The sequence below is a fragment of the Parafrankia sp. EUN1f genome (genome assembly GCF_000177675.1).
Taxonomy (GTDB): Bacteria; Actinomycetota; Actinomycetes; order Frankiales; family Frankiaceae; genus Parafrankia.
This window is the reverse complement of sequence record NZ_ADGX01000013.1, coordinates 13,607-39,893: the sequence shown is the minus strand read 5'-3', so window position 1 is coordinate 39,893 and position 26,287 is coordinate 13,607. Positions and strand designations below refer to the sequence as shown.

20 protein-coding genes and 2 pseudogenes are annotated in these 26,287 nt (G+C 71.6%); 6 read left to right on the top strand and 16 right to left on the bottom strand.

Annotation, left to right across the window (positions count from 1 at the left end; translation table 11 throughout):
* Positions 1 to 21 precede the first annotated feature (21 nt).
* From FREUN1FDRAFT_RS47920 to dut, 3 genes and pseudogenes are all read right to left on the bottom strand, one after another.
* Positions 22 to 422, bottom strand: a pseudogene (locus FREUN1FDRAFT_RS47920) (OB-fold nucleic acid binding domain-containing protein).
* A 324-nt stretch (positions 423 to 746) separates the two neighbouring features.
* Complete coding sequence (locus FREUN1FDRAFT_RS05665; protein WP_006539010.1) at positions 747 to 1,439, bottom strand: DUF3710 domain-containing protein; 693 nt, start codon at positions 1,437 to 1,439, stop codon at positions 747 to 749.
* On the bottom strand, positions 1,420 to 1,998 hold the full coding sequence (gene dut, locus FREUN1FDRAFT_RS05660; protein ID WP_006539009.1) for a dUTP diphosphatase: 579 nt from the start codon (positions 1,996 to 1,998) through the stop codon (positions 1,420 to 1,422). Before dut ends, FREUN1FDRAFT_RS05665 begins: the two co-directional genes overlap by 20 nt.
* Positions 1,999 to 2,320: 322 nt before the next feature.
* Here dut and FREUN1FDRAFT_RS05655 point away from each other — a divergent pair, with 322 nt between their 5' ends.
* Positions 2,321 to 2,632: a DUF4235 domain-containing protein gene (locus FREUN1FDRAFT_RS05655; protein WP_006539008.1), complete on the top strand. Its 312-nt coding sequence runs from the start codon at positions 2,321 to 2,323 to the stop codon at positions 2,630 to 2,632.
* 241 nt (positions 2,633 to 2,873) lie between these two features.
* Here the strand turns inward: FREUN1FDRAFT_RS05655 and FREUN1FDRAFT_RS05650 are convergent, their stop codons facing one another.
* Both FREUN1FDRAFT_RS05650 and valS read right to left on the bottom strand, forming a co-directional pair.
* A complete protein-coding gene (locus FREUN1FDRAFT_RS05650; RefSeq protein ID WP_006539007.1) occupies positions 2,874 to 3,392 on the bottom strand; it encodes a gamma carbonic anhydrase family protein in 519 nt (172 codons plus the stop codon).
* Positions 3,393 to 3,549: 157 nt separating this feature from the next.
* Positions 3,550 to 6,210, bottom strand: a complete 2,661-nt coding sequence (gene valS / locus FREUN1FDRAFT_RS05645) for a valine--tRNA ligase (RefSeq protein WP_006539006.1) — start codon at positions 6,208 to 6,210, stop codon at positions 3,550 to 3,552.
* A 103-nt stretch (positions 6,211 to 6,313) separates the two neighbouring features.
* On the opposite strand from valS, the gene FREUN1FDRAFT_RS05640 reads away from it, so the two are divergent.
* Positions 6,314 to 7,228, top strand: a complete 915-nt coding sequence (locus FREUN1FDRAFT_RS05640) for an inositol monophosphatase family protein (protein WP_050795754.1) — start codon at positions 6,314 to 6,316, stop codon at positions 7,226 to 7,228.
* A 98-nt stretch (positions 7,229 to 7,326) separates the two neighbouring features.
* Here FREUN1FDRAFT_RS05640 and FREUN1FDRAFT_RS05635 read toward each other — a convergent pair whose 3' ends face one another.
* The 4 genes from FREUN1FDRAFT_RS05635 to FREUN1FDRAFT_RS05620 form a co-directional block, all read right to left on the bottom strand.
* On the bottom strand, positions 7,327 to 9,267 hold the full coding sequence (locus FREUN1FDRAFT_RS05635; protein WP_157474363.1) for a choline/carnitine O-acyltransferase: 1,941 nt from the start codon (positions 9,265 to 9,267) through the stop codon (positions 7,327 to 7,329).
* Between the two features lie 181 nt (positions 9,268 to 9,448).
* Positions 9,449 to 10,291, bottom strand: coding sequence for a class I SAM-dependent methyltransferase (locus tag FREUN1FDRAFT_RS05630; RefSeq protein ID WP_006539003.1), 843 nt, complete (start codon positions 10,289 to 10,291; stop codon positions 9,449 to 9,451).
* A gap of 116 nt (positions 10,292 to 10,407) precedes the next feature.
* Positions 10,408 to 11,307, bottom strand: coding sequence for a hypothetical protein (locus FREUN1FDRAFT_RS05625; protein ID WP_006539002.1), 900 nt, complete (start codon positions 11,305 to 11,307; stop codon positions 10,408 to 10,410).
* An 827-nt stretch (positions 11,308 to 12,134) separates the two neighbouring features.
* Complete coding sequence (locus FREUN1FDRAFT_RS05620) at positions 12,135 to 13,145, bottom strand: heme o synthase (RefSeq protein WP_006539001.1); 1,011 nt, start codon at positions 13,143 to 13,145, stop codon at positions 12,135 to 12,137.
* 883 nt (positions 13,146 to 14,028) lie between these two features.
* Here FREUN1FDRAFT_RS05620 and tal point away from each other — a divergent pair.
* The 4 genes and pseudogenes from tal to pgl all read left to right on the top strand — a co-directional run bounded on the left by tal (position 14,029) and on the right by pgl (position 18,916).
* The gene (tal, locus tag FREUN1FDRAFT_RS05615) at positions 14,029 to 15,138 is read left to right on the top strand and encodes a transaldolase (RefSeq protein WP_006539000.1); all 1,110 of its coding nucleotides are present in this window, start codon (positions 14,029 to 14,031) and stop codon (positions 15,136 to 15,138) included.
* 126 nt (positions 15,139 to 15,264) lie between these two features.
* Positions 15,265 to 16,797 (top strand): glucose-6-phosphate dehydrogenase, encoded by a 1,533-nt coding sequence (zwf, locus tag FREUN1FDRAFT_RS05610; RefSeq protein WP_006538999.1) that lies wholly within the window; start codon positions 15,265 to 15,267, stop codon positions 16,795 to 16,797.
* Between the two features lie 31 nt (positions 16,798 to 16,828).
* The gene (locus FREUN1FDRAFT_RS05605; protein WP_006538998.1) at positions 16,829 to 17,935 is read left to right on the top strand and encodes a glucose-6-phosphate dehydrogenase assembly protein OpcA; all 1,107 of its coding nucleotides are present in this window, start codon (positions 16,829 to 16,831) and stop codon (positions 17,933 to 17,935) included.
* 107 nt (positions 17,936 to 18,042) lie between these two features.
* Positions 18,043 to 18,916, top strand: a pseudogene (gene pgl, locus FREUN1FDRAFT_RS47630) (6-phosphogluconolactonase).
* 31 nt (positions 18,917 to 18,947) lie between these two features.
* On the opposite strand, the gene FREUN1FDRAFT_RS05595 reads toward pgl, so the two are convergent.
* The 7 genes from FREUN1FDRAFT_RS05595 to pgk all read right to left on the bottom strand — a co-directional run bounded on the left by FREUN1FDRAFT_RS05595 (position 18,948) and on the right by pgk (position 26,221).
* A complete protein-coding gene (locus FREUN1FDRAFT_RS05595; RefSeq protein ID WP_006538995.1) occupies positions 18,948 to 19,337 on the bottom strand; it encodes an SHOCT domain-containing protein in 390 nt (129 codons plus the stop codon).
* A gap of 147 nt (positions 19,338 to 19,484) precedes the next feature.
* Positions 19,485 to 21,227, bottom strand: coding sequence for a serine/threonine-protein kinase (locus tag FREUN1FDRAFT_RS05590; protein WP_006538994.1), 1,743 nt, complete (start codon positions 21,225 to 21,227; stop codon positions 19,485 to 19,487).
* A gap of 84 nt (positions 21,228 to 21,311) precedes the next feature.
* On the bottom strand, positions 21,312 to 21,653 hold the full coding sequence (locus FREUN1FDRAFT_RS05580; RefSeq protein ID WP_006538993.1) for an RNA polymerase-binding protein RbpA: 342 nt from the start codon (positions 21,651 to 21,653) through the stop codon (positions 21,312 to 21,314).
* A gap of 284 nt (positions 21,654 to 21,937) precedes the next feature.
* The gene (locus tag FREUN1FDRAFT_RS05575) at positions 21,938 to 23,659 is read right to left on the bottom strand and encodes an ABC transporter substrate-binding protein (RefSeq protein ID WP_083828573.1); all 1,722 of its coding nucleotides are present in this window, start codon (positions 23,657 to 23,659) and stop codon (positions 21,938 to 21,940) included.
* 66 nt (positions 23,660 to 23,725) lie between these two features.
* A complete protein-coding gene (secG, locus tag FREUN1FDRAFT_RS05570) occupies positions 23,726 to 23,956 on the bottom strand; it encodes a preprotein translocase subunit SecG (protein ID WP_006538991.1) in 231 nt (76 codons plus the stop codon).
* A 103-nt stretch (positions 23,957 to 24,059) separates the two neighbouring features.
* Positions 24,060 to 24,872 carry a triose-phosphate isomerase gene (gene tpiA / locus FREUN1FDRAFT_RS05565; protein ID WP_006538990.1) on the bottom strand — a complete coding sequence of 271 codons (813 nt, stop codon included), beginning with the start codon at positions 24,870 to 24,872 and terminating at the stop codon, positions 24,060 to 24,062.
* A 146-nt stretch (positions 24,873 to 25,018) separates the two neighbouring features.
* A complete protein-coding gene (gene pgk / locus FREUN1FDRAFT_RS05560) occupies positions 25,019 to 26,221 on the bottom strand; it encodes a phosphoglycerate kinase (RefSeq protein ID WP_006538989.1) in 1,203 nt (400 codons plus the stop codon).
* Between the last annotated feature and the right edge of the window lie 66 nt (positions 26,222 to 26,287).

Sequence of the window (26,287 nt, the reverse complement as noted above, 5' to 3'; positions counted from 1 at the left end):
GTCCTGTCCTCCGGGCGCCGCTCAGGCGCTGGTCGACGAGACCGGCAGCAACTCGTATCGCGGATTGAAGATCGTGGTCCGCTCGTCGCGGACGACCACTCGACCGGATGCCTTGACCGACCGGCCGGCCTCGATGCCCGCGATATGTTTGCGGCCGAGAAACACGAGGGTCACGGTTCCGGATCCATCATAGAGGTCGACCTCCAGACTTGGCCCCCGGAACGCGCCCGAACGGTGACCGAGCGTATCGACCCGGCGACGCAGGCCTCCTCCCGATCCCGGCAGGCCAGCACCGGCTCCGCTCCCGCGGCAACCGAGGCCCGCCGCAGATCCTCATCCTCCAACTCCTGATTGTCCGCTGTCAGCCGGTGGAACCGCCGTCCCAACCAGCCGCGCCCTTCGCCCACGGCTCCTCCGATCATCGACCGTTCCCGTAGCCGGGCGACGGAATCCGAACCTCGGGACGTCACCGGGCCAACGGGTGAGGAAGGTCCCACCCGGTGGCCATGCGTCAGCGCCCTGAACCGGGATTATGCGGTGGACGGACCCCCGCCACCACTGATCCCGCCCAGGATGGGACAACTCGCGGAGCGCCACCGGTGGATGGCCGAGCGTTCCAGCGCCGTTACCGGACTGTTCCGCGCTCGGCCACACCGCTGAGCCCTTTCCACCGTCGACTCGGACCCGCGGCCTGTCAGACCGCGGACCGTGAGCGGGAAGAGGCTCGCTGATCAGCGCACCTCGGATCAGCGTGTCTCGCTGATCCGCACGCCGGGGCCCGGCATCTCGGGCCGGGCAGTCGCGCCCTGCTTCGTCTCCTGGGGCTCGCCGTCGGATTCCGCGACCTCCTTCGGCAACCGCAGCGGCAGCGGGTCACGGACCGGCATGGCCTCGTCGCCCCGTACCACCACAGTTCGCCGGAGAGTCTCGTCCAGCAGGGGACCCGCACTGAGATCCTGCCCGGCGGGGCCGGTCACCACCGCACGGAGGAACCAGCGGGGACCGTCGATACCGATCATGCGCCCGGGGATGGTCTCACCGGGCCGGTTCGTAGGCAGGCGCATCCGCAGCTCCGGACCGAAGGGGCCCTCCCCCTCCGCGCCACCGACCGCCTGCAGCGTCTCCAGGATCTCCGCGCGGACCTCGTCCCACAGGGGCGTCGTCTTGGGGGCGGCGAACACCGCCACCTCCATCGCGCTGCGCCCGTCCGTGATGATGATCGTCACCGGCCGGCCGGTCGCCTCCTCCACCTGGAACTGCATCTGCACGCCGCGCAGCGTCGGTATCCGCAACGCGCCGAGATCCAGGCGGTGGACGTCGTCCTGCGGCGCGTCAGCGGCGTCGAAGGGCCCGACCCGATCGACGTCCTGGCTGGTGCCGCGGGCCGCATCCGCATCCGCCGAGGCCTCGACCGAAGCCTTACGACCGCGACCGAACACCATGGTCCTCCCTTCGCGGTCCACCGTCGGAGGAGTGGCCGAACCCGCCGGTCGACCCGAAGCCGCCCGTGCCGCGCACGGATTCGGGCAGGTAGGCGACCTCCCGGAAGACCGCGTGCTCCACTCGTTGGATCACCAGCTGGGCCACCCGATCACCCCTACGCAGAGTGATCGACTCACTCCGATCGGTGTTTATGAGATTCACCTTGATTTCTCCACGGTAACCGGCGTCGACAGTACCGGGGGCGTTGACCACAGTGAGTCCATGACGCGCGGCAAGTCCGCTACGGGGATGCACGAAGGCCGCATAACCCGCAGGCAGCGCGATCGACAGCCCCGTCCCGACGATGGCCCGCTCTCCCGGCGCCAGCGTGACGTCCTGCGTGGTCGCCAGGTCGGCACCGGCATCGGACGGCTGGGCGTAGGTGGGGAGCGGCAGGCCCGGATCCAGCCTGTGCACCAGCACCTCCAGGGACGCTGGCGACGAGGGAGGCGGCTCGCCGGTCGGCCACTCACCCGAGCGTGGGGCGGTCGGCGGCATTGGGGTGGTCGCGGTCATCATTCTCCTGGATTGTTCTCACCCGGGTGGGCTGTCCGCGACACTAACGACTCGCCGTCTGGCAGCAGTCGGCGCCTGGCCGGTGGCCCGGGGCCACGACACTTCAGACACCACAGCGAGGCGTGCGCGAGTGGCACGAGCGGGGGTCGGGAGCCGGCCGAGCGGGGTATTCGCGCCCTGGCGGGTAGTGCTCGGGCAGCACTCGGAACACGCAGTGCCTGGAACACGCAGTGCTCGGAACACGCAGTGCTTGAACTACCAGGACGGACAGGCAACGCGCCCCGGAGACCGCGTCCCGGGGCGGACTGACGAGAGGTGTGGGGTGGCCGGACCGGCGTCGAAGATGGGATGGAAGGTCGTTGGCGGGGCGGCGACCGCACTCGCCGGCACCGCGGCGAGCCGAGGGGTCAGCGTCGCGTACCGCAGGGTGCGCAAAGCCGACCCGCCGAAGAACCCGGCCGACCCGGAGACCGCCTGGTCCGAGGCGATCGTCTGGGCGGCGGTGTCCGGGCTCGCTGTGGGGCTTGGCCGGCTGGCCGCCGAGCGGACGGCGGCACGTGGCTGGGTCCGGGCGACGGGCTCGTTGCCACCCGGCATGCGCCCGGCGTCGACAAGCCCGAAGACGGACGTCTGACCCGGGGCGGCACTCGTCCCGAAGCGGTACTCGTCGGGGCACCCGGCCTACCCTGCGCGGGCTCGGTGCCTCGATGTGGTCTGGTGCCCCGAATGTGGCCTGGTGGTACGCCTCAGTACCGCTGATACCGAGCAGGACCTGAGGATCGTGGGCGTTGCGACGACCACGATCCTCAGCGCTTCGGATTGTGCCCCGGCGACGTGCAGCGCCCCCGGCGAGATCCGGTACCGCGGCCGCGGCGTCAGTCGATGCGGCGCAGCTCCTTGCGGAAGCGCCGCCCGTTCTCGACGTAGGACTCGGCCGCCATCCGGATCATCTCCTGGGAGGCGGCGCCCTCCCGGATCTTCGCCGGGACGCCGAGCGCCATGGCCCCCTCCGGGACCTCGACCCGGTTGCCGACCACCGCGCCCGCACCGACCAGCGCACCCTTGCGGACCCGTGCGTCGTGCAGAACGATCGAGCCCGAGCCGACCAGCGAGCCGTCCTCGATCACACAGCCCTCGAGATGCACGATGTGCCCGATCACGCAGTCGTCGCCGACGGTCGTGGGGTGCAGGGCGGTCGTGTGGATGACCGTGCCGTCCTGGATGGACGTCCGTGCCCCGACGATGATCCGGCCATGGTCGCCACGCATCACGACACCCGGCCACACGGTCGACTCCGGCCCGATCGAGACATTCCCGATGATCGTGGCGTCGGGGTGGACGTAGGCGGACGGGTCGATGGAGGGGACGAGATCCCCCAAAGCGTAGATGGCCACGCTTCCATCCTGCCCGATGGCCCCGGCACCCGCCCCCGGCCCGCGACCACTGCCACTCAGGAAACGCCACCGCCCAGGAAACATCGCCGCCCAGCGACACGACCGCCCAGGAGACCGCCGGCCTGCTGGCGTCAGCCGGCCGGCGGTCGCGCCGCCATCAGCTGGTCGGTACCAGGACGACGTCGACGGTCAGCTCACCGTCGGTCGCGTCCAGGGTGAGCTCCCAGATGCCGCCGGCGCTGCGCAGGTCCGCGGCCGCCTGCTCGACCAGTGCGACGGTCTGCGCTGGGCCGCCGACCCGGGCGGTCGCGACCTCGGCCTTCATCGAAACCTTCGCCTCGGACTTGGCCCGGCGCACCGCGGACAGCGCCGCACCGACGGCGTCCAGCAGCTCGGGACGGCCGTCAGCGGCCGCCGCGCGGATCCGCTCCGCCTCGGGCCACCGGGCCCGGTGCACCGAACCCTCCTGCCACCAGGACCACACCTCTTCGGTGACGAACGGCAGGAAGGGCGCGAACAGTGTGAGCAGCGTCGCCAGCGCGAGCGAAAGCGTGGCCTGCGCGGAGGCGGCGCCGGCCGGCCCGTGCGCGCCGTAGGCCCGGCCCTTCACCAGCTCGACGTAGTCGTCACAGAAACGCCAGAAGAACGTCTCGGTGACCTCGAGGGCCCGGGTGTAGTCGTAGCCGTCGAAGGACTCGGTCGCCGTCGCGACGACCTTCGCCAGCTCGGCGAGCAGCGCCCGGTCCAGCGCCTCGGTGATCGCCTCCACGCCGGGAGTGCCGCCGGCGGCCACACCCGCGCCGCTCATCTCCCGCGGGGCGGGCAGCTCGCCCGAACCAGCCGCGCCATCGGCCTCCCCGGCCTCGGCCAGCCCCAGGACGAACCGGCTCGCGTTGAGAATCTTGATGGCGAGGCGTCGGCCGGTCTTCATCTGGCCCACGTCGAAGGCCGTGTCCGTGCCGGGCCGACCCGACGCCGCCCAGTACCGGACGGCATCCGAACCGTGCTGTTCCAGCAGGCCCATCGGGGTGACGACGTTGCCCTTGGACTTCGACATCTTCTTGCGGTCCGGGTCGAGGATCCAGCCTGAGATCGCGGCGTCCGACCACGGCAGCGCGCCGAACTCGGCGTGGCTGCGCAGCACGGTCGAGAACAGCCAGGTTCGGATGATCTCGTGTGCCTGCGGCCGCAGGTTCATCGGGAACACCTGGTTGAACAGGGCGTCGTCGCTCTCCCAGCCGCTGGCGATGAGCGGGGTCAGCGACGACGTGGCCCAGGTGTCCATGACGTCGGGGTCGGCCATGAAGCCACCCGGCACCCCACGCTGCTCGGCGGTGTACCCGGGCGGGACGTCGCTGGACGGGTCCACCGGCAGCGCGGACTCGGCCGCCACGATCGGCTCGTCGTAGCGCGGGTCGCCCGCCTCGTCCAACGGGTACCAGACCGGGAAGGGCACACCGAAGAAACGCTGCCGGCTGATCAGCCAGTCACCGTTGAGCCCGTCGACCCAGTTCTCGTACCGCACCCGCATGTAGTCCGGGTGCCAGCGCAGCTCGCCGCCGCGCGCCCGCAGCTGCTCACGCAGCTGATCGTCCCGGCCGCCGTTGCGGATGTACCACTGGCGGGTGGAGACGATCTCCAGCGGCCGGTCGCCCTTCTCGTAGAACTTGACCGGGTGGCTGATCGCCCGCGGCTCACCGAGCAGGGCACCGGACTCCCGCAGCGCCTCGACGATGGCCACCCGGCCCGAGGCGATCGTCTTGCCGGCGACCTGGGCGTAGTACTCGCGGCCCGCAGGCGAGGTGATCGCATCCGGTGCCTCGGCGATGAGCCGCCCGTCGCGGCCGATCACCGCGCGCGCGGGCAGCCGCAGCTCCCGCCACCAGGTGACGTCGGTCAGGTCACCGAAAGTACAGATCATGGCGATACCGGAGCCCTTCTCCGGATCCGCCAGCCGGTGTGCCACCACCGGCACCTCGACGTCGAACAGCGGCGTGCGGACCGTCTGCCCGAACAGCGGCTGGTAGCGCTCGTCCTCGGGATGGGCAACCAGCGCCACGCAGGCCGGCAGCAGCTCCGGACGGGTCGTCTCGATCACCACCGGCTCACCGCCGGGCCGTGGGAACGCGATGGTGTGGTACGCGCCGGGACGCTCTCTGTCCTCCAGCTCCGCCTGCGCGACCGCGGTGCGGAAGGTGACGTCCCACAGCGTCGGGGCCTCGGCCAGGTAGGCCTCGCCGCGGGCCAGGTTGCGCAGGAACGCGCGCTGCGCGACGGCCCGCGACCGGGCGTCGATCGTCGCGTAGGTGTACGACCAGTCCACCGACACGCCGAGCCGGCGCCAGAGCTCCTCGAAGCCCTTCTCGTCCTCGATCGTGAGCTTCTCGCACAGCTCGACGAAGTTGCGCCGCGAGATCGGGACCTGGTCCTTGCCGGGCTTGGCCGGCGGGGCGAAGTCGGGGTCGTACGGCAGCGACGGGTCGCAGCGCACGCCGTAGTAGTTCTGCACCCGCCGCTCGGTCGGCAGGCCGTTGTCGTCGAACCCCATCGGGTAGAAGACCTCACGGCCGCGCATCCGCTGGAAGCGCGCGATCAGGTCGGTGTGGGTGTACGAGAACACGTGGCCGACGTGCAGGGAGCCGCTTACGGTCGGTGGCGGGGTGTCCACCGAGTAGACGCGCTCCCGGGGAACCGATCGATCGAACGAATAGGTTCCGCGCTCCTGCCACTCCTGCGCCCAGCGCGCTTCGAGCCCATCCAGGGTCGGCTTCGCGGGGACCGCACGGGTCGGCCGTTCTGTACTGTCCGTTGCCACCACGCGCCCAATCCTACGGGGCGCACGATCGCCCTCCCGACGGCGGCGGCGGCACGGTGGGCGGCGGACACGGGCGGACCCCGCGGCGGGCCGACGCCTTGACAGGATGGGGCCCGTGGACTCATCCCCCGACATCACCACACCGCCGGCCGCGGCCGAGCTGCTCGGCCTAGGCCTGGACGTCGCCCGTGAGGCCGGCGCGCTGCTGCTGGCCGGCCGAGAAGGAACTGTCGAGGCCGAGGCGACGAAGTCCTCCCCGACCGACATCGTGACCGCGCTGGACCGGGCGTCCGAGGCCCTCGTCGCCCGCCGGCTGCGCGAGGCGCGCCCGCAGGACGGGCTGCTCGGTGAGGAAGGCTCGGACACGCCCGGCACGAGCGGCGTCCGCTGGATCGTGGACCCCCTCGACGGGACGGTGAACTTCCTCTATCGGCTGCCCAACTGGGCGGTGTCGATCGCCGCCGAGGTCGCGGGCGAGGTGGTGGCGGGCGTGGTGCACGCCCCGGCGCTCGGGCTCACCTACACCGCCGTCCGCGGTGGCGGAGCCCTGCGCTGGACCACCGCCGCCGCCACCGCTCGCACCAGCGCGGGTTCGGGCCTGGGCGCGGGCACGGCGGGCACGCCCGGGGAGGCCGATCCCGAGAAGCTCACCGGCTCCCCGGTGACGGACCTGCGCGGCGCGCTGGTCGCGACCGGTTTCGGCTACACCGAACAGCGCCGCACCGCGCAGGTCGCGGTGCTGACCCGGGTGGTGCCCAGGGTGCGCGACATCCGCCGGATGGGCGCGGCAGCGCTGGACCTCTGCGCCGCCGCGGCCGGCACCGTCGACGCCTACTACGAACGTGGCCTGCATCCCTGGGACCACGCCGCGGGGGCGCTGGTCGCGTCCGAGGCGGGCCTGCGGGTCGGTGGGCTCGACGGGCGCGCGCCGGGCGAGGACCTGGTCGTCGCCGCTCCCCCGCCGCTGTTCGACGCCCTCACCGCCCTGCTCGCCGAGCACCCCCGCGCCGACAGCGACTAGGCCGACAGCGACTGGGGCGACAGCGACTGGGGCGACAGCGGCTGGGGCCCTACAGCGACTGGGAGAGTCGCTGTCGGCACGGATCACGTCGCCCCGGATCAACCGGTTGCCGCGGGGTCACCGGCGAGCAGCTCGTCGAGCTCGCGCAGGGCCTCGCGGAGCCGATCGGCGAACGCGTGCATCCCGGCGGCGGCCGGCCGCGGCGTGCTCAGGTAGATGTTCAGCGTGTCGGGCAGCAGCACATAGGCAACGCCGATGCAGTGGCCGCTGGTCGAGCCGAAACCGAAGTACCGGATGCTCTCCGACGGCGCGGAGCTGGTGCTCAGGTAGTCGTCCCGCGTCACCAGCCAGCCGGGCGTCTCGTACAGCGGCGACGGCTCGGGCACGCCCAGCTCGGCACCGGCCCGGCGCTGGATGAACGCCAGCTCCCACAGATGCTGCTCGGGCGCCTCGCCGCGCTGGCACTCGCCGGCGCGGCGCACATGCGCGGCCGCCGCGTCGCGCAGCGCGGCGCGGCGGGCGTCCGCGTCGGCCGCCGGGTCGTTCATCGTCGTGACGAAGGTCAGGACCTCCGGCGTGACAACGCGCATCGCCTCGGTGCGTCCGTACCGCCACTGCCTGGTCGCGATCGACTCGTAGGTCGCTCCGGCGAACCCCTTCGCCCGGTGGTGGGCGAGCTGGTAGGCCATCTGCACGAACGCGTCCGGGGAGATCCGCAAAGCCTTGGCCCGACTCGCGCCGTGGTCGGGGAACGACAGCGTCACCGAGTCGGTGCCGGCGCCGAACGCGGCGAACGACTCCGCCGCCGCCCGGATGTCCGCGCGCAGCGCGTCGTCGAGCACGAACTCGACCGGACGCACCGCCGGCTGCCCCTGCGGGCGGGCCCCGGAGCGGGCCGACAGCTCGGCGGCGGGCGCGGCGAGCAGCTCGTCGACGAAACTCAGGATGGTGGTGCCGTCGAGCCCGCAGTGCTCGACGTTGATGCCGGCCTGGCCGTCGGGGAAAACGATCAGCGACACGGCCTTGTCATACCAGCGGCCGGCGGCGCTGCCATGAAGCAGCTGATCGCAGGCGGCGAGCTCATCGGACGGGGCCACGGCCTCGAGGCACACGCAGAACAGCGCCGTCTCGACCTCGTCGAGCGCGGCCTGGTTCGCCGGGTCGAGCGCGAGCAGCGCGGCGCGGCTTTCCGCCCAGTCGGCCCGGGCCTTGGTCGTCAGATGGCCGACGGCGGTCTCGTCCGGCGCCGGCGCCGGGGCGGCCGCCCGCACCGCGGCGAGGCCGGCGGTCAGCTCGTCGAGCGTGTGCGGCGACCCGTCCGGGCCGAGGACGTCGAGCCGGAACATGCGGCCGCCGTGGAAGACCAGGATGTGGCGGGCGTCGGACGGCCCCGGCCACTCGGCGCTGTAGGGCACCCGGACGGTGTCCTGCACCAGGCCGGGGATGCGGGTGGTGGAGAAGAGGTACCGGTTCTGCACCATCGACTGCGGCTGGCCGCGGCGCAGCAACGGCGGGATCCGCTCCGCGTCCAGGCGCACCTTGTAGTCCAGCGCGGCCGCGATCAGGCCGGCGGCACGTCCCAGCTGCGGCCCCGCGGCGGTGGAGGGGGTCGAGCCGTCGCCGTCGCCGGCGACCTCGGTGGCGGCCCCGGTCTCGGCCTCGGCGGCAGTGCGGAACAGGAAGATGAAGTTGGCGTTGAGTGCGATCCGGTCGCGGCGACCGAGGTAGCGGGCCGGCCAGAACTCGTCCAGCCAGCTGTGCACGCCGTCGCTCACGTCGTAGCGGGCGAGCTCGGCGTGCAGCCGGGGGCCCGGGCCGTCCGGCGCGCGGAAGCGTGCCACCTCGGCCTCGGTCGCGGCGAGCTGCTCAGGGGACAGCAGCGGGGCGCACCACTGGAGAAACCGCGCGCAGCTGTCCTCCAGGGTGGGCAGCGGAACGCGCGGCAGGTCGTCCTCATGGTCGAAGGTGCCAGCGGCAGCGGCGGCGGCCGCTGTGGCGGCGCTGTTCGCGGCCGGTCCCTGGCTCGTCTGGACGGTCATGCGCAGCGTCATCCTCATCTCGGTTGCATGGTGTCTCTGGTTGCGTGGTGTCTCTGGTTGCGTGGTGGCTCTGGTCGTGCGGTGGCTCGCTTGCGCGGTGTCCGGTCGCGGTTCTGGTCGCGCCAGGCAGGTCAGGCTGTTGCGAAACAATCAGATACCGGGAGTAATCCCCGAAACGCTCTCACAGCGTGGCCACGCCCGGGTCCGGTTCGGGTGGACGTGAGACGAACAGGCGGGCGTACAGCCAGCCATCAGCCTCCAGGCCAGCCGGGTCCACCCCGACCCCGGCGAGCGTCGCCAGCACCTGCTCCTGCTCCCGCGGGGAGACGAACCGTCGCTGCTCGAACAGCCGGCCCACCGCCTCCGTCTGGTACCCGTACCCGGCGAGGAGCTCGGCGATCGGGTCGAACGGGAACATCCGCAGCGCGAAATGCGCCATCCACGGCAACGGGCGCCGGCCGCCGTCACGGACAGCCGCGACGATCCGGGCGAGCGTGCGATCGGTGACATAGCCGAGGCAGCCGGTGGAGACGACCAGATCGACGTCGGCGAGCAGGGCACGCTCAGGCTCGGTCAGGTCCCGGGTCTCCAGGTCGGCGTGCACGGCACCGTCGAGAAAGCCTGCCTCGTACGCGTAGGCGAGCGCCGGCTGGGACGTGTCGAGGCCGATCACCTCGACGTCGTGCAGCCCGCCGCGGTCGCGGGCCAGCGCCCGGTCGCGGGCGACCAGCTCCGCCCGGGACCGCCCGACGTCGGTTCCGTCGTACCGGTCGTACAGCTCGTCCATGGAGACGTCGAGCTTCAGCAGCGCCGCGTTGATCCCGTAGGAGCAGCCGACGTCGAGCACCCGCAGGGGCCGGCCGGGGCGAGTCTCCCGGCACTCGTCGGCGACCTTCGAGAAGTACGGCTTGGCAAGCTGCGGAATGTGATAATCCAGCACCCGCAGCGTACGGAAATAGGCCCGCGGATCCGGCTGCGTGTAGATGTGTTCGAGCGAGACCTTTCCAGTCGCGTCGAATTCCATGGCTGGCGCTCCTCTCCTTCCGCTCAGCGGATCCATCCGCTCGGCGAAAGCTGGATGATCCGCCGGGTACCTGGCCGAGATGCGAGGTGAATGCGCGGACCGACCGCGCGGAGAACTCAGTCGAGCAGTCCGTCCACCCGCACGGCGCGGCGTGCCGCCGCCAGGTGCTCCGGCAGGACCCGGCCGAACAGCTGCCGCGTGCGCGACACGCTGCCCACCACCCCGGGTCGCTCGCTGTAGGCGAAGATCGCGCTGTGCCGCTGGGTGGCGCCGCCGACCCGGCTCACCCGGTGCAGCGAGTAGCGCCCGAGGAAGAGCTGGAGATCACCGGGCCGCAGGTCCAGCCGGTGGACGAAACGCTCCCCTTCGGTTCCGCCGGCGAGAACGGCGGACACGTCGTCGAAGTTCTCCGCCTCGGCGGATCGGATTCCCGGGCAGTACTCGAACACACCACCGGCGTCCGCGCCCTGGGTGAGCAGGCTGACGGTGAACTCGTTCGTGTCGAAGTGCCAGGGGTGTTCCTGACCAGGCACGACGACGTTCAGGCACAGGCCCGAAAGCGGGTCGGCGAGCTCGTGCACGGCCGGTAGCCCGAAGCAGGCCGCGACGAACGACTGGAACGCGGTGCTGACGTAGAGCCGGTGGATGACGTGGTCGGAGGGGATCCGGTCGCGAGCCACGAAGGCGTTGCCGCGCAGCATTCCGACCCGGCCGGGATGCCCCGGCGGCAGCTCCGCGTCGGCGTCGATGTTGTACACGTTGACGGTCTCGGCGTCGTAGTGCGCCGACGGCGCGAGCGTCGCGCACTCGTCGCGCAGCCGGGCGTGCAGGCTGGGTCGGACGAAATCCGGCAGCACGCAGCACCCGGTATCCGCGAGCTGCCGGCGGACGTCCCCGACAAGCTCACCCGCGGCCCCGTCGGGCCACGAGCACACCGGATAGCGATCCGTGTCGATCACGTCCTCGATTGCCGAAGGCGAAGTCGCTTTCACGTTCGCGGCCGCGGTACCGCCCATTGGAAATCCTTCCGTCCGCCGATCACCCTGGCACGGCGGCCTGGCCACCGGCGAATCCAGCGACGACCGGAAAGGCCGCCGTGAATTCGGGGAATGCGCACAGTGTTCCCCGCAAGCCGCACGAAACGGCGCGCGGTGTGACCTGCAACACGGCTACCAGCTGCGGATGCGCTCCGGCGGGCCGTGCGTCCAGCATCGTCGCGAGCCGTTTTCAATACCCATAGCCGACGCTCTGACCTGCACGGATGCGCCTACGTGTCATTCTTGGCCGCGCAGGGGAGGCCGCCACCGAAATTCCGTCGACTGATTTGGCCACCTCGACCGTTCCGACAACCGAAGCCCGCCGGCCACTCAGGCGGGCGAGCGCCACCAGGACGGCGCCGAAGACAAGACCCGGTCAGGGGGCCGGTTGGCAGCCCGCAGGAGCTGGCTGGCAGCCGGCCAGATCCAGCCCGTCGGCGGATCGCATCCAGCGACACGGTGGAGAATGCAGCCAAGATCGATAACGGGGCGAACCGGGTTGGCCGGCGAACCGGCGGCAGCTCAAAGCCACCGCTCGAAGAGTGGAGGCCTTTGGTCGTTCCGGCGACCAAAGGCTCAGGTCTTGCCCGGCGGCAAACGCCAGCCTCGACCACGACTCGAAGCCGCCACTCGAAGAGTCGAGGATCGTCGTCGTTCCAGCGACCGAAATCCTCAGATCTTCGGACTCGTCCCGTCGGGATCAGGGGGCCCGCCGCGTTGGTGAAACGCGAGCCTCACCACCGCGGCCCGCCGTCGCGACCGGACGGCCGTGGCCCGGCAGGCCACGGCCGTCCGGCGCAGGGCCGTCAGACCAGCGCTGCCGCGGCCAGGGCGGCGAAGAGCAGCGTGAGGTACGAGATCGACATGTGGAACAGGCGCATCGGCCGGATGTCCTCACCGCGGTGGGCGCGGGCGACCATCCGGTGTGCCTCCGCGACGAACCAGGCCCCGAGCAACGCGGCCGGCACCGTGTACACCAGCCCGATGTCGGCGACCGGGCCGACGGCGAGCGAGACCGCGACCATCACGTACGAGTAGAGCAGGATGCGGCGGGTGACGACCTCCGTTGTGGCCACCACCGGGAGCATCGGCACCCCGGCCGCGGCGTAGTCGTCCTTGTAGCGGATGGCCAGCGCCCAGAAGTGCGGCGGTGTCCAGAAGAAGATGACCGCGAAGAGCAGCACCGCGGCCCAGCCGACGGTTCCGGTCACCGCGGACCAGCCGATCAGTACCGGAAAGCACCCGGCCGCGCCGCCGATCACGATGTTCGACGGCGAGCGCCGCTTGAGGCCCAGCGTGTAGACGAAGACGTAGAACGCGATCGCGCCCACGGACAGTGCGGCGGAGATCCAGTTGACCAGCAGGCCGAACATCAGGGTGGAGACGATGCCCAGCACGATGCCGAACCTGAGCGCCTGCGCCGGCTCGACCGTCTCGCGGACCAGCGGACGGCGCTTGGTGCGGCCCATGAGCTGGTCGATGTCACGGTCGACGTAGCAGTTGATGGTGTTGGCACTGCCCGCCGACAGGGTGCCGGCGACGAGCGTCACCACGATCAGCCACCAGGACGGCATGCCGCGCTCGGCGAGGAGCATGACCGGAACGGTGGAGACCAGGAGAAGCTCGACGACCCGCAGCTTCATCAGCGCGATGTACGAGCGGGTCCGGCCGGCGGCCCGGGCCCAACGGCTTCGGGGGCCGGCGAGATCAAGGTCGGAGGGCCCCGCCGGGACGGGTGACACCGCGCCGACAGCGCCCATGGCGCCGGCAGCGGGCAGACCGGCCACGGCGGGCGTCGGGACGACGGCAGAGGTCACAGCGGAGCTCGTCGGCTGGACCGCGCCCGGCACGGAGCCGCGCAGCGCGGATCCCGCCGTGGCCGAACGGCCACCGCTCGACGTCACCGGACGGCGGCGCAGGCCCTGCCGGTGGCGAACAACGGCCTCGGGAGACAGAACGACCTCGCGATCGGCGCGGTCATCCAGCGAACCGCGCGGGACGGTGCCCGGAGTAGGGCGTGGGGTGGGTTCTACGACGTGTCGGAGTCTAGCCGCCGCGAGGCGGGGAGTGCGCGTGGGCTGCGTCCCGACAGTGCTCCGAACCCGCCTGTGGGCGACGTCCGTCGGGGGCTTCGGGCTGGCGGTGCGTCCGGACTGTCAGACCCGCCACGCTGCGCGACGATATGCGCGTGACGTCGGTCGCCGGCCGGCCCGGGTAGCGAGTCCAGTGTTCTTCGGCACGTTCCCTCCCTGCCGGCAGGGCACGGACACTGGGGTGAGGATCACGCGACAGGGTAGGGCGGAGGACAGGGACATCCGGCACGGTCGCCGTAAGCAGTAAGGAAGGCGGCACGAAGGCAGTGACGAACTCGGCCAGGGGCACCGTACGTCCGTCGCCTCACAGTGTCCGCGCGTGTCACGGCGGCGGGAGGCCGTCCGCCGAGATGCGATCATTGTGGGGCAGGACTCCCGTCCCGCGTGCACCCGACGACCCGGCACCTCGGCTCCGCAGCACCTCAGGCTCCCGCAGCACCCGGAGCTCCCGCAAGCATCTCGGCATGCCCAGCAATCTCGGCTCCCCCAGCACCTCGGCTCCGCAGCACCTTGGCTACCCCAGCACCTCGGCTACCCATCGCCTCGAACCACCGCAACCACGGACCACTGCGGCGCGACGACACGGCCGCGCAGAGGAGGACGTCCGATGAGCAAGCCACTGTCCGACCTGTCGGCCGCGGGTGTCGCGGTCTGGCTGGACGACATCAGCCGGGAGCGGATCCGAACCGGCAACCTGGCCGAGCTCGCCCGCACCCGCAGCGTCGTCGGGGTGACCAGCAACCCGACGATCTTCCAGAAGGCGATCGGTGGCGGCGAGACCTATGACGCGCAGCTGCGCGACCTGGCCGTCCGCGGGGTCGACGTGGGCGAGGCGGTCCGGGCGATCACCGCGCACGACATCCGGGCCGCCTGTGACATCCTGCGCCCCGCGTACGACGCGAGCGGCGGGGTGGACGGCCGGGTCTCCCTCGAGGTCGACCCGCGGCTCTCCCACGAGACCGAGCGCACCGTCGCCGAGGCGCGTGCCCTGTGGTGGCTGGTCGACCGGCCCAACCTGTTCATCAAGATCCCGGCGACCCTGGCCGGCCTGCCGGCCATCACCGCGACCCTGGCCGAGGGCATCAGCGTCAACGTGACGCTGATCTTCGCGCTGGAGCGGTACGAGGCGGTCATGGATGCGTTCATGACCGGCCTGGAGCAGGCCCTGGCCGCTGGTCGTGACATCTCGGACCTGGCCTCGGTGGCGTCCTTCTTCGTGAGCCGGGTCGACGGCGAGGTGGACCGTCGACTGGGAAAGATCGGCACGCCCCAGGCGGACGCACTGCGGTCCAAGGCCGCGATCGCCAACGCCCGGCTCGCCTACGAGCTGCATCAGAAGGTGTTCGGCACCGCCCGGTGGGAGCGGCTGGCCGCGGCCGGCGCGAAGCCGCAGCGGCCGCTGTGGGCATCGACGTCGACGAAGGACCCGTCGTTGCCGGACACCCTTTACGTGGCGGAACTGATCGCGCCCGGCACGGTGAACACGATGCCGGAGGCGACACTGGAAGCGTTCGCCGATCACGGGGTCGTCCCCGGCGACACGATCACGCCGCACTACGAGGAGGCGCACTCAGTCATGTCCCAGCTGGCCGATCTGGGGGTGGACATGGCCGACGTCGTCGACGTGCTGGAGGTCGACGGCGTCCGCAAGTTCGAGGACTCCTGGAACCAGCTGCTCGACACGATCCGCGATCAGCTCGGGTCCGCCGCGTCCTGACGCCGCACTCCGACGCCCCGCCCCGGAAGCCGCCAACGGGCCGCCAGCCCAGGCGGATCCAGCGCGCGGGCGGCAGGATCGGTCAGGCGGACCTCGCGAGCACCACGAACTGTGAAGGGGGAACGGGTGGCGTCCACCGCTAGTGGCAACCCACTGCGGGATCCACGGGATCGGAGGCTGCCACGGCTGCCGGACAACAGTGCTCTGGTGGTCTTCGGCGCGACCGGTGACCTGGCCCGCAAGAAACTCATCCCGGCCGTCTACGACCTGGCGAACCGGGGGCTCCTGCCCCCGGGATTCGTTCTGGTCGGTTTCGCCCGCCGGGACTGGAGCGACGAGGATTTCGCCGCGTTCGCCCGGGAGGCCGCGGAACGCGGTGCCCGCACGCCGTTCCGGGAGGACACCTGGGAAAGGCTGGCGAGCTCGGTGCGTTTCCGGTCGGGTTCGTTCTCCGACGACGCCGCGTTCGACGGCCTCGTGAAGCTGCTCGCCGATCTGGAGTCCAGCCACGGCGTGCCCGGGAACGCGGCCTTCTACCTGTCTATTCCACCGCCGGCGTTCCCGGTGGTCCTCAAGCAGATGCAGCGGACGGGCCTGGCCTCCAACGAGGCCGCGGGCGGCTGGCGCCGTGTGGTGATCGAAAAGCCCTTCGGCAACGATCTGGAGACCGCGCGCCAGCTCAACTCGCTCGTAGACGACGTCTTCACCCCGGACGACGTCTTCCGCATCGACCACTACCTCGGCAAGGAGACGGTTCAGAACCTTTTCGCGCTGCGTTTCGCGAACATGCTGTTCGAGCCGATCTGGAACTCGCACTTCGTCGACTCGGTGCAGATCACGATGGCCGAGGACGTCGGCATCGGCACCCGTGCCGGCTTCTACGACGAGACCGGCGCGGCCCGGGACGTCCTGCAGAACCACCTCCTGCAGCTGCTCGCGCTCACCGCCATGGAGGAGCCGGTCAGCCTCGGCGCCGAGGCGATCCGGACCGAGAAGCTGAAGGTCCTGCGCGCCGTGTCGCTGCCCGAGGACTTCGCGACCTACGCCGTGCGCGGGCAGTACTCGCAGGGCTGGCTCGCCGGCGAGCGGGTACGCGGCTACCTGGAGGAGGCCGACATCCCCGCGGCGTCGGCCACCGAGACCTTCGTCGCCGTCAGGCTCGGCGTGCAGACCCGGCGCTGGGCCGGGGTGCCCTTCTACCTGCGGACGGGCAAGCGCCTGCCGCGGCGGGTCACCGAGATCGCGATCACCTTCACCAAGGCCCCGCACCTGCCCTTCGATGCGACCGACACGACCGAGCTGGGCAACAACCAGCTGGTGATCCGGGTGCAGCCGGACGAGGGCGTCACGCTGCGCTTCGGGTCCAAGGTGCCCGGATCGTCGATGGAGGTCCGGGACGTCGCCATGGACTTCCTGTTCGGGGAGGCGTTCACCGAGGCGCTGCCCGAGGCCTACGAGCGCCTGATCCTGGACGTCCTGCTCGGCGACGCGACGCTGTTCCCGAACAACGCCGAGGTCGAGGAGTCCTGGCGGATCATCGACCCGCTGGAGGACTTCTGGCAGAGCACCACCCCGCACGCCTACCGGGCGGGCACCTGGGGACCGGCGGCCGCCGACGACATGCTCAGCCGTGACGGCCGAAGGTGGCGCCGGCCATGACCTGTGACCGCCACGTCGAGGGGACCCTCGAATGACCACGCTGTGGGACACCACCGGATCAGCGGTGGTCAAGGCTCTTTCCGCCGAGCGGCGGGCCGCGGGCGCGCTCGCGTTCGGCCTGGCGCTGACACTCGTCGTGGTCGTCGACGAACAGCATGTCAGTCAGGCCGAAAGCGCGGCGATGGCTGCGTCGGCGGCGCACCCCTGCCGGCTGCTGATCGTGGTGCGCCGCCAGATCGACGCTCCGCATCCGCGTCTTGATGCCGAGGTGTCGATCGGTGGGCGGCTGGGGCCCGGCGAGGCGGTCGTGATGCGGATGTCGGGTCGCCTGGCGCTGCACTCCGAGTCGGTCGTCCTGCCGCTGCTCGCTCCGGACGCACCTGTGGTCACCTGGTGGTACGACGCGCCGCCCGAGAAGATCGCCCACGACCCGCTCGGGGTCTTCGCCGACCGCCGGGTCACCGGCACCTACGCGGCGCCCGACCCGCTCGCCGCGCTGCTGCAGCGGGCCGAGGACTTCGTCCCCGGTGACACGGACCTCGCCTGGACCCGCATCTCGGGCTGGCGCACCCTGCTGGCCGCCGCCTTCGACCAGGTCACCGAACCCGCCGGTCCGGCGACGGTGGTGAGCGAGCCCAACAATCCCAGCGCACGCCTGTTCGCCGGGTGGCTGCAGGCCAAGCTGCGGGTCCCGGTCACGATCACGGACGCACCTGGCCGCAAGGGGATCCAGAGCGTGCAGGTCGCCGTCGGCGACGGTGAGGTCACCCTGGCCCGAACGGACAGCCGCTCCGCCGGCATCACCCGCACGGGCTACCCCACCAGGGTCCTCCCGCTGCCGGAACGAGGCCTCGGTGACCTGCTCGCCGAGGAACTGCGCCGCCTCGACGACGACTACGTCTACGCGGAGGCGCTCTCGGCCTGGAGCGGCGTTCCCCACCTGAACCGCCGGCCGCGGCATCGCGACCACATCTGGCGCGACCCCGCGCTGGAGCAGCCCGCTGCCGCCATGGCGGCCATCACCACCACGCCGGCGGCCGCACCCCCGGCCACACCCGCGGCTCCGGTCACACCCGCGGCTCCGGTCACACCCGCGGCTCCGGCCCCGAACCCGACAACCCCGCCCGCGGCGTCGTGACCGCGGGGAGACCCGGCCCGGAGGTCGAACCCGTGCCAGCCACCCCGACCAGCCCGACCACAGCGACCACAGCGACCACAGCGACCAGCCTGACCGTGACGACCACTCTGGCCGCGGCGGCCTCCGCCCCGGCCAGAGTGGTCGTCCACGCCGATGCCGGCGTGCTCGTCCGCGCGGCGGCGGCCCGGCTCGTCACCGCACTGGTCGATGCACAGGCCGAGCGCTCGGTGGCGTCGGTCGTCCTCACCGGCGGCGGCATCGGCATCGCGCTGCTGCGAGCGCTGCGGGGAAGCCCGGCGCTGGATGCGGTCGACTGGTCCCGCGTGGACGTCTGGTGGGGGACGACCGGTTCGTGCCGGCGGACTCCCCCGACCGCAACGACCGGCAGGCCTGGGAGGCGTTGCTGGAACACATCCCGCTGGACCCGAGCCGGGTCTTCCCGATGGCGCCCTTCACTCCGGCGCGGGCGGCCGGCGACGTCGAGTCCGCTTCGGACAGCGCCCCGCCGAGGGGGCCGGCAACGCGGCCCGGCTGGCGTCGATCCGGCCAGCCGGGGTCGAGGAGCCCGAGACCGCGGCCGTGGCGTACGCGGCCGAGCTGGCCGCCCGAGCGGAGCCCGGTTCGCCGGTGCCTGTCTTCGACGTGCTGTTGCTCGGGCTCGGGCCGGAGACGCACGTCGCCTCGATCTTCCCCGACTCCCCCGCGTCCGTGGCGACCGAACCGGTGGCCGCGGTGCGGGACTGCCCGAAGCCGCCACCGACCCGGGTGACGCTGACCCCGCCGACGCTGCGGTCAGCGCGTCAGGTGTGGGTGGTCGTCGCGGGCGAGGAGAAGGCGGAGGCGGTCGCGACCGCGCTGCGCCCCGGCGCGGATCCGGTGAAATGGCCCGCCGCCGGGGCTGTCGGGCGTGAGGCCACCCTGTGGCTCGTCGACCGGGCGGCCGCGTCCCGCCTTCACACCTCACAGGCCGGGGTCCGCTGACGGAGCCCGGCCCGTGGGGCGGCCGGCGGGTTCAGGCCAGGATCTTCGTCTTCTCCCGTTCGAACTCGTTGCTGCTGATGACCCCGTGGTCACGCAGGTCGGCCAGCCTGCTGAGCTCGTCAGCGGTGCTGGGCCGCCCGGCCGCCGCGCGGACCTGGGCACGCCAGAGGTCGGCCGCGGCCGCGGCGTCGCGGTTCTGCCGCTCGTGCATGCTGTGGCCCCGAACAATCAGATAGGCCAGCACGCCGATCAGCGGCAGGATCAGAATCGCCGCGGTCCAGCCTGCCTTCCCCCAACCGGACAGGTCCTGGCTGCGGAAGACGTCCGTCACCACAGTAAAGAGCAGAAAGATCCACAACACGAAACAGAAGAACCACAGCATGTAGAGGAACACGCTGAGGAGCGGGAAGTCGGAATCCACCTTGCCTCCTCTCACCGTCAGCTACCAGCAGGACCGACTCATACCCGCTTCGCCGCGCCACGCCGCGCCCAGCGCTCACCCGGCGCGGGTGAATCGGCGAACGCACCACGCCGATCGGCTCAGGCCACGGCAGCTCAGGCCGTCAGCTCAGGTCCGGGTGAGATCGGCGCTGCCCATCGAGTTGATCGACGTCGCCGGGAACATGTACCTCAGCCGGCCATCGGGACGTAGCGTCAGGACCAGCCGGTCGGCGCCCTGGCACAGAGACCCCTTCTCGTCGAGCCGCTCCTGAACCGTGATGGTGTTCGGACCGGCCTCCAGCAGGCGCAGGTCCGCGCTGCACCCCTCGGTCGGATACAAGCTGCGGCCGACGGTGTCGTCTACCGCGCCGTCGGTGAGCGCGATCTCGACTCCGAACCCGATCGGCCCCTGGACCACCCAACCGCTCCAGGAACCGACCATTCCGGCGGGTACGGCCGAACCAGCACCGCGCGGAGCGGCACCACCCATCATGATCCACAGTGCGACGGTGACGAGCCCGATGACCGCCAGACCCGCGATCCCCCCGGCAAGCCACGGACGGCTCCGTAACGCCCGGCCCATCCAGGCCGCTCGCCGAATCGGGCTCGCCCGTTCCACCTGATCCATCCGGTCAACCTGATCCAAGCCCTGTACCGATGGCACGGGCGCCGAGTCCCGCGGGAGCGGGGAAGTCGCCGCACGGCCCGGATCAGCCGCGGGCGGGGGACTCGGAGCGGTTGGCGGGGCAAGAACGGTTGGAGAGACCGGCACGGCTGGCATGGCCGGAACCGCTGGCGGAGCCGGAACCGCTGGCGGAGCCGGAACCGCTGGCGGAGCCGGAACCGCTGGCGGAGCCGGAACGGCTGGCGGAGCCGGAACGGCTGGAGAGACCGGAAAGGGCAGGGGACTCCGAGCGGCGCCAGTCGTCGCGGGGGCGGACAGGCGCAGTGCCCGCAGGAGCAGGGCACGGGCCGCTTCCGCCCCCAGGCGGTTCTCCGGGTTCTTGATGAGCAGACCACCGATGACCGGCCACAGGGTGTCCGCCCGCGCCAGCGGCGGTGGATCCACGTGCATCACCGCGCCGAGGGTCATCACGACGGTCTCCCGCGCGAACGGCGGCTCCCCGTCGACGGCGAAGTAAAGCGTGGCACCGAGTGAGAACAGGTCCGCGGCCACGGAGGCCGGACGCTGCGTGATGCGCTCCGGCGCCAGGTAGGCGGGGGTACCCGCGCTGCCATCGGAACCCGGGGAGGTCGTGTCCTCGACGTGGGTCGCGATACCGAAGTCGGTGAGCAGGACACGGCCGTCGTCGGCCAGCAGGATGTTCGCCGGTTTGACGTCCCGGTGCAGCAGCCCGATGCGCTGCCCGGCCATCAGGGCGTCCAGCACTGCCAGGCCCACCTGCGCGACCCGGGTGTTCGGCAGCGGGCCGGCCGACCGAACCGCCGCGTCCAGTGACGTGGCGGCGATCAGCTCCATGATGATCCACGGGATGCCGACGTCCTCGAGGACGTCGGTCACGGAGACGACGTGCGGGTTACCCCGCAGCCGGGCGGCGTTGCGGGCCTCCCGTACCGCGGCGGCGACCCGGGCCCGGTCCGGGTCGACCGGACCGGCCGCGCTCGGACGTCCACCGACCCAGATGGCCTTGGCCGCCACCTCGACCCGCAGCAGCAGGTCCGAGGCACGCCACACGACGCCCATGGAGCCGGCGCCGATTGTTTCCAGCAGGCGGTACCGGCCGGCCACAACGTGACCGGCCTGAACCCGGCCGGCCACCATGCGGCCGGCCGCACTGCGGCCGACCTCCTCGTGGCCGGTCACAACCCGGCCGGCCTCGGTGCGATCGGCCTCGGTGCGATCGGCCACCGTGCGATCGCTCTCAACGTGGCCGGCCTCAACGTGGCCGGCCTCCAACTCGCACAGCTGACGGTTCCGCGGTGATGCTCAGGTTCAGGTGACCGGCGCGCCCCGCAGCTTCGCCAGGGCCTCCGCGAGGATCGCTTCACCGTCCTTCTCGTTGCGACGCTCCCGCACGTAGGCGAGGTGCGTCTTGTACGGCTCGGTCTTCGGCGGCGCGGGCGTGTTGTCACGGTCCCTGCCGGCGGGAAAGCCACAGCTCGGACAGTCCCAGGTGTCCGGTATGGAAGCGTCGGCGGCGAAAGCCGGCTTCGTCTCGTGCTCGTTGGCGCACCAGAAGGAGATCCGTTGCCGCGGCGCGGTGTCGCCCCGCTCGGCCTCCCCCATTGGCCCTGCCCCGACCCGGCTCCCCCGGATGGCGTTGCCACCTGCCACGGCCCGCGTGCTCCTTCGTCTCGTCCCATGGGTGGTAGCTCGGCGGTCGGCCCCCCGCGGTCGGACCACCCACGCCCGCACCGCCACCGTTGACGTGCCGGCGCCTACCGAAAGGCTCGCCGAGGACGTCTTTTCGGAGTGTAGGACGCCAGGCCCACCACGGGTTACACCGACCACCCCCACCGGGGCTTCTACCGGTTCAGGAGGGCCCGTTGGGGCCCTCACCCGGGTGTGTTCCTGCTCGCTGTGAGGACCTCGGTGCACTCCGGGAAGCCCGGTGCCACTCAGGGTGCCAGTGCGACCGCGGTGGGGTCGGCGGTTCCCAGCGACGGGACGATCGTGAAGGTCACGACGGCCGCGCTGTGGAGGCGGGCCGAGTACCTGACCGCGAGCGGCACGACCGCGGCGTCGCTGACAACCGCGCGTTCCAATGCCGACCAGTCCGCCGCCGCCTGGTCCTTCCCCAGGGTCGCGAGGGCGCCGTCCAGGCGTGTCTGCAGGTCCCCAAGCCGGTAGCCGCCGTCCGCTGGGCGTGCGCCGGCCCAGGTCTCGTCCAGCAGCGGCTGGTAGACGGTGCGCCCGGCATCGCCGAACCAGTCCGGGTCGATGGTGGTCAGCGCCAGGTCCCAGAACTGGGCCTGCGGGTTGCTCACCGCCTGCTGGTACTGCTCCGCGTTGCGGATCCGCACGTCCAGCCGGATGCCGGCGCGAGCGAACGCGGTCCGCAGGGCCTGGGCGACGGCGGCGTCGGTGGCACTGTCCGTCGTCAGCAGCGACAGCGCGGTCACCTTCCCGCCGGGGTTGTTCGCCAGGCCCTCGCCGCAGCGCACGGGGTCGCCGGTGTCCTCCCCCGCCGCGTAGGGGTCGTACTGCTCGTAGCCGGTCATCGGCGCCTGCAGCAGCTGGGACGTCTCACCGGCGAGCGTCGGCCCGCCGAGCGCGTCGACGACCGCCGCCCGGTCGACGCAGTACGCCAGTGCGGCGCGCACCTGCTGCTCGCGCAGCGCGGCCGCGGACGGCCCGTTCAACCCGACGACGAGCGCGGTCACCGGCCCGGTCGAGGAGACCGCCAGCCGGTCGCCCCCGTCGCCGGTCAGGTCACTCAGCACGTCCGCGGGAACCTCCCCGTCGAGGGCCATGTCGCCTTCTCCGGCCTCGATGCGGGCGGCGATGGTCTCCGGCGTGAGGCCGTCCGTGACGGTGATGTGGTCGGGCAGCGCCCGCCTGATGCCGTCGGACGAGCCGCTCCAGGACGGGTTACGGGAAAGCAGGTAGCTGCCGTCGGGCGCGGGCACGAAGCGGTACGGGCCGGCGGAGATCAGGTTGTCGAGGTACTCCGGGGAGTCCGCCGGATAGGCCAACGCCTCCAGGGGAACCGGGGAGCTGGCCGGCAACGCCAGCAGGTCGACGAAGTCGTTGGACGCCTTGAGCAGGTGAAACACGATCGTGTCGTCGCCGACGACCTCGACACCGGGGATCGACCCGCTCTCGATCAGGGCCGGCGCGTCGGCTACCGGTGCGGCGGCGAGCTGGGTGCAGAACTCGGCGAAGCCGCGGATGGTCGCGGCGTAGTAACCGCGCAGCGGCGAGGGTGTCGGGGGTGAGCACAGCCGCTTGAAGCCCCGCGCCACGTCGGTCGCGGTGATCCGGCGCTGGCTCGGCGTGTTCCAGCGGGCCGCCGAACGCAGGCGCACCGTGTAGGCCAGGCGGTCCTCGGACACCACGGGGGCGCCGACCGCGAGATCCGGCCGCGGAATCGTCGAACCGGTGACATCCGGGTCCGAGGGGTAGCTGTAGAGCTGCCGGGTCACGAGCCGGGCGAACGCCCGCTCCCCCGGCTCGTCGGCCCAGCCTGGATCGCCGCTGGGCATCTGCCCGGTGAGCAGGCGCAGGGTGCCGCCGGGTTTCTCGACGGGCGCGGCGGTCGTCGGCGCGCTGGACGGGCTCGCCGCCATCGGGCCCGGTGCCGGATCGGGCTCACCGCTGCACCCCGCGGCCGCGAACATCGCGGCCGCGAGGAGGGCGACCAGCGCACGAAGGGTGCCCGACCACCGGGATCTGCTGCTCAAAATTCAGCTCTTCAACAGCAGACCGAGGCCGATGATGCAGGTGGCCCACAACAGGGCCACCGCGATGGTGAGGCGGTCGAGGTTCTTCTCGACGACCGAGGAGCCGCCCAGCGACGACGACACCCCTCCGCCGAAGAGGGTCGAAAGACCACCGCCCTTGGCCCGGTGCAGCAGCACCAGCAAGATGAGCAGCACGCTCGTGACGATGAGTGCGATCGACAGGCCGACCGTCATCTGGACCAGCTCCCGCTGTCGTTAGGGCCCGAACGTCGTACCCGATCAGGCTCGACGATCGTGCCAACGTACATCACGCCGCCCCGGTGCCCGCGCAGGTGCCTCAGGCCGCCGGCGAAGCGCGGACGATCCCCACGAACTCCTCTGCGACAAGGCTCGCGCCGCCGACGAGACCACCGTCGATGTCGGGCATGGTGAACAGTTCGGCGGCGTTCGCGGCCTTTACCGAGCCCCCGTAGAGAACCCGGATTCCGCCCGCGACGGAATCCCCGAACAGCTTCGAGAGCTGGCCACGAACCGCCGAACACATGTCCTGGGCGTCCTGGGCCGAGGCGGTCCGACCGGTTCCGATCGCCCACACCGGCTCGTAGGCGACGACGAGTGTCGCGGCCTGCTCGGCGCTGACGCCGGCGAGCGAACCCTCCAGCTGGGTCAGCACATGCTCGACGTGGTTGCCCGCCGCGCGGACGTCCTCGTGCTCGCCGACGCAGAGGATCGGTGTGATGCCGTGCTTGTAGGCCGCGAGGACCTTGGAGGCGACCAGCGCGTCGTCCTCGTGATGGTAGGTGCGCCGCTCGGAGTGCCCGACGACGACATACGAGCAGCCAAGCCTCGCCAGCATGGTTCCGCTGATGTCACCGGTGTAGGCCCCGGAGCCGTGCGGCGACAGGTCCTGACCCCCGTAGCCGACGGCGAGCTTGTCGCCGTCGACCAGGGTCTGGACGCTGCGCAGGTCGGTGAACGGCGGCAGGAACACGACCTCGACCTTCTCCAGCTCGGCCGGCTTCAGGTCGAAGGCGACCTTCTGAACCAGCGCGATGGCCTCGAGATGGTTGAGGTTCATCTTCCAGTTGCCGGCGACCAACGTCCGCCGACCGGAACCGGCCGATCCGCGGGCGGGTGCCCCCTTCGCCACGTCCCTGCTTCCCTTCGTCGGTGAGCCTTTTCCATCTCACGTTTGTCAAGTGCTGCAGCCGCAGGTCGGTGTCGACGATGGAAAAGGCTCAGTGATGATGCTTCGGATGGTGATGCCTCGAACGGCGCCCGTGCCCCGGGCGGGGCTCAGACGTCGAGCGCGGCGAGCCCGGGAAGGGTCTTGCCCTCCAGGTACTCCAGGCTGGCGCCACCGCCGGTGGAGATGTGGCTGAAGTCGCTGTCCGGGATGCCGAGCGCGCGGACGGCGGCAGCCGAGTCCCCGCCGCCCACGACGGAGAAGCCGCCGCCGGCGGCGACCGCCTCGGCGACACCCCGGGTTCCCGCGGCGAACGGCGCGAACTCGAAGACCCCCATCGGGCCGTTCCAGAAGATCGTGGCCGCACCGCCGACGACGTCGGCGAACGCCGCGGTCGAGGCCGGCCCGATGTCGAGGCCCAGCCAGCCGTCCGGAATCGCGTCCGCGGCGACGACCGCGGTCTCGGCGTCCGCCGCGAAGCGGTCCGCGACCACGATGTCCGTGGGGAGCACGAGCCGGTCGCCGGCCTCGGCCAGCAGCCCCTTGCAGGTATCGATCATCTCGCTCTCCAGGAGCGACGCGCCGACCGGATACCCGAGCGCGGCCAGGAAGGTGAAGCACATCCCGCCGCCGACCAGGAGCGAGTCGACCTTCGGTAGCAGGGCCCGGATGACGCCGAGCTTGTCCGACACCTTCGAGCCGCCGAGCACCACCGAGTAGGGCCGCTCCGGAGCCGCGGTGAGCCTGCGCAGCACGTCCAGCTCGGTCAGCACCAGCCGGCCCGCCGCGTGCGGCAGCCGCTTGGGCACCTCGGACACGCTCGCGTGTGCCCGGTGCACGGCGCCGAACGCGTCACCCACGTAGAACTCGGCGAGCGCCGACAGCTCATCCGCGAACGCGGCCCGGGTGGCGGCGTCCTTGCTGGTCTCCCCCGGATGGAAGCGGAGGTTCTCCAGCAGGGCCACCTGCCCCTCGCCCAGCTGCCCGACCACCTCGCGGGCCCGGTCACCGGCGATGTCGCCGCCGCCGTCCCCGGCGAAGGAGACCGGGACTCCCAGCAGCTCGGCCAGCCGCTCGGCGACCGGCGCTAGCGAGTACTTCGCCTCCGGCTCACCCTTGGGGCGGCCGAGGTGCGAGCAGACCACCACTTTCGCCTGCCGGTCGAGCAGCGCCTGGATTGTCGGCACGCTGGCCCGCACCCGACCGTCGTCGGTGATGCGGGGCGTGGCCCCCGAGTGGTCCAGAGGGACGTTGAGATCGCTACGGACAAGTACACGGTGACCGGTGACCTGCAGGTCGTCGATCGTCCTCACGCTGGCTACTCCGGTGTAGGCGAAGGTCAGGTGGTCAGGTTGGTCGGATGACCTGGTGTTGTCTCG

Coding starts and splice junctions, on each gene's coding strand:
- dut (WP_006539009.1), bottom strand. CDS start 1,998: ATGACCGCGACCACCCCAATGCCGCCGACCGCCCCACGCTCGGGTGAG.
- FREUN1FDRAFT_RS05640 (WP_050795754.1), top strand. CDS start 6,314: ATGGGGCCCGTGGACTCATCCCCCGACATCACCACACCGCCGGCCGCG.
- FREUN1FDRAFT_RS05635 (WP_157474363.1), bottom strand. CDS start 9,267: ATGACCGTCCAGACGAGCCAGGGACCGGCCGCGAACAGCGCCGCCACA.
- FREUN1FDRAFT_RS05630 (WP_006539003.1), bottom strand. CDS start 10,291: ATGGAATTCGACGCGACTGGAAAGGTCTCGCTCGAACACATCTACACG.
- FREUN1FDRAFT_RS05625 (WP_006539002.1), bottom strand. CDS start 11,307: ATGGGCGGTACCGCGGCCGCGAACGTGAAAGCGACTTCGCCTTCGGCA.
- tal (WP_006539000.1), top strand. CDS start 14,029: ATGAGCAAGCCACTGTCCGACCTGTCGGCCGCGGGTGTCGCGGTCTGG.
- FREUN1FDRAFT_RS05605 (WP_006538998.1), top strand. CDS start 16,829: ATGACCACGCTGTGGGACACCACCGGATCAGCGGTGGTCAAGGCTCTT.
- FREUN1FDRAFT_RS05575 (WP_083828573.1), bottom strand. CDS start 23,659: ATGTTCGCGGCCGCGGGGTGCAGCGGTGAGCCCGATCCGGCACCGGGC.
- secG (WP_006538991.1), bottom strand. CDS start 23,956: ATGACGGTCGGCCTGTCGATCGCACTCATCGTCACGAGCGTGCTGCTC.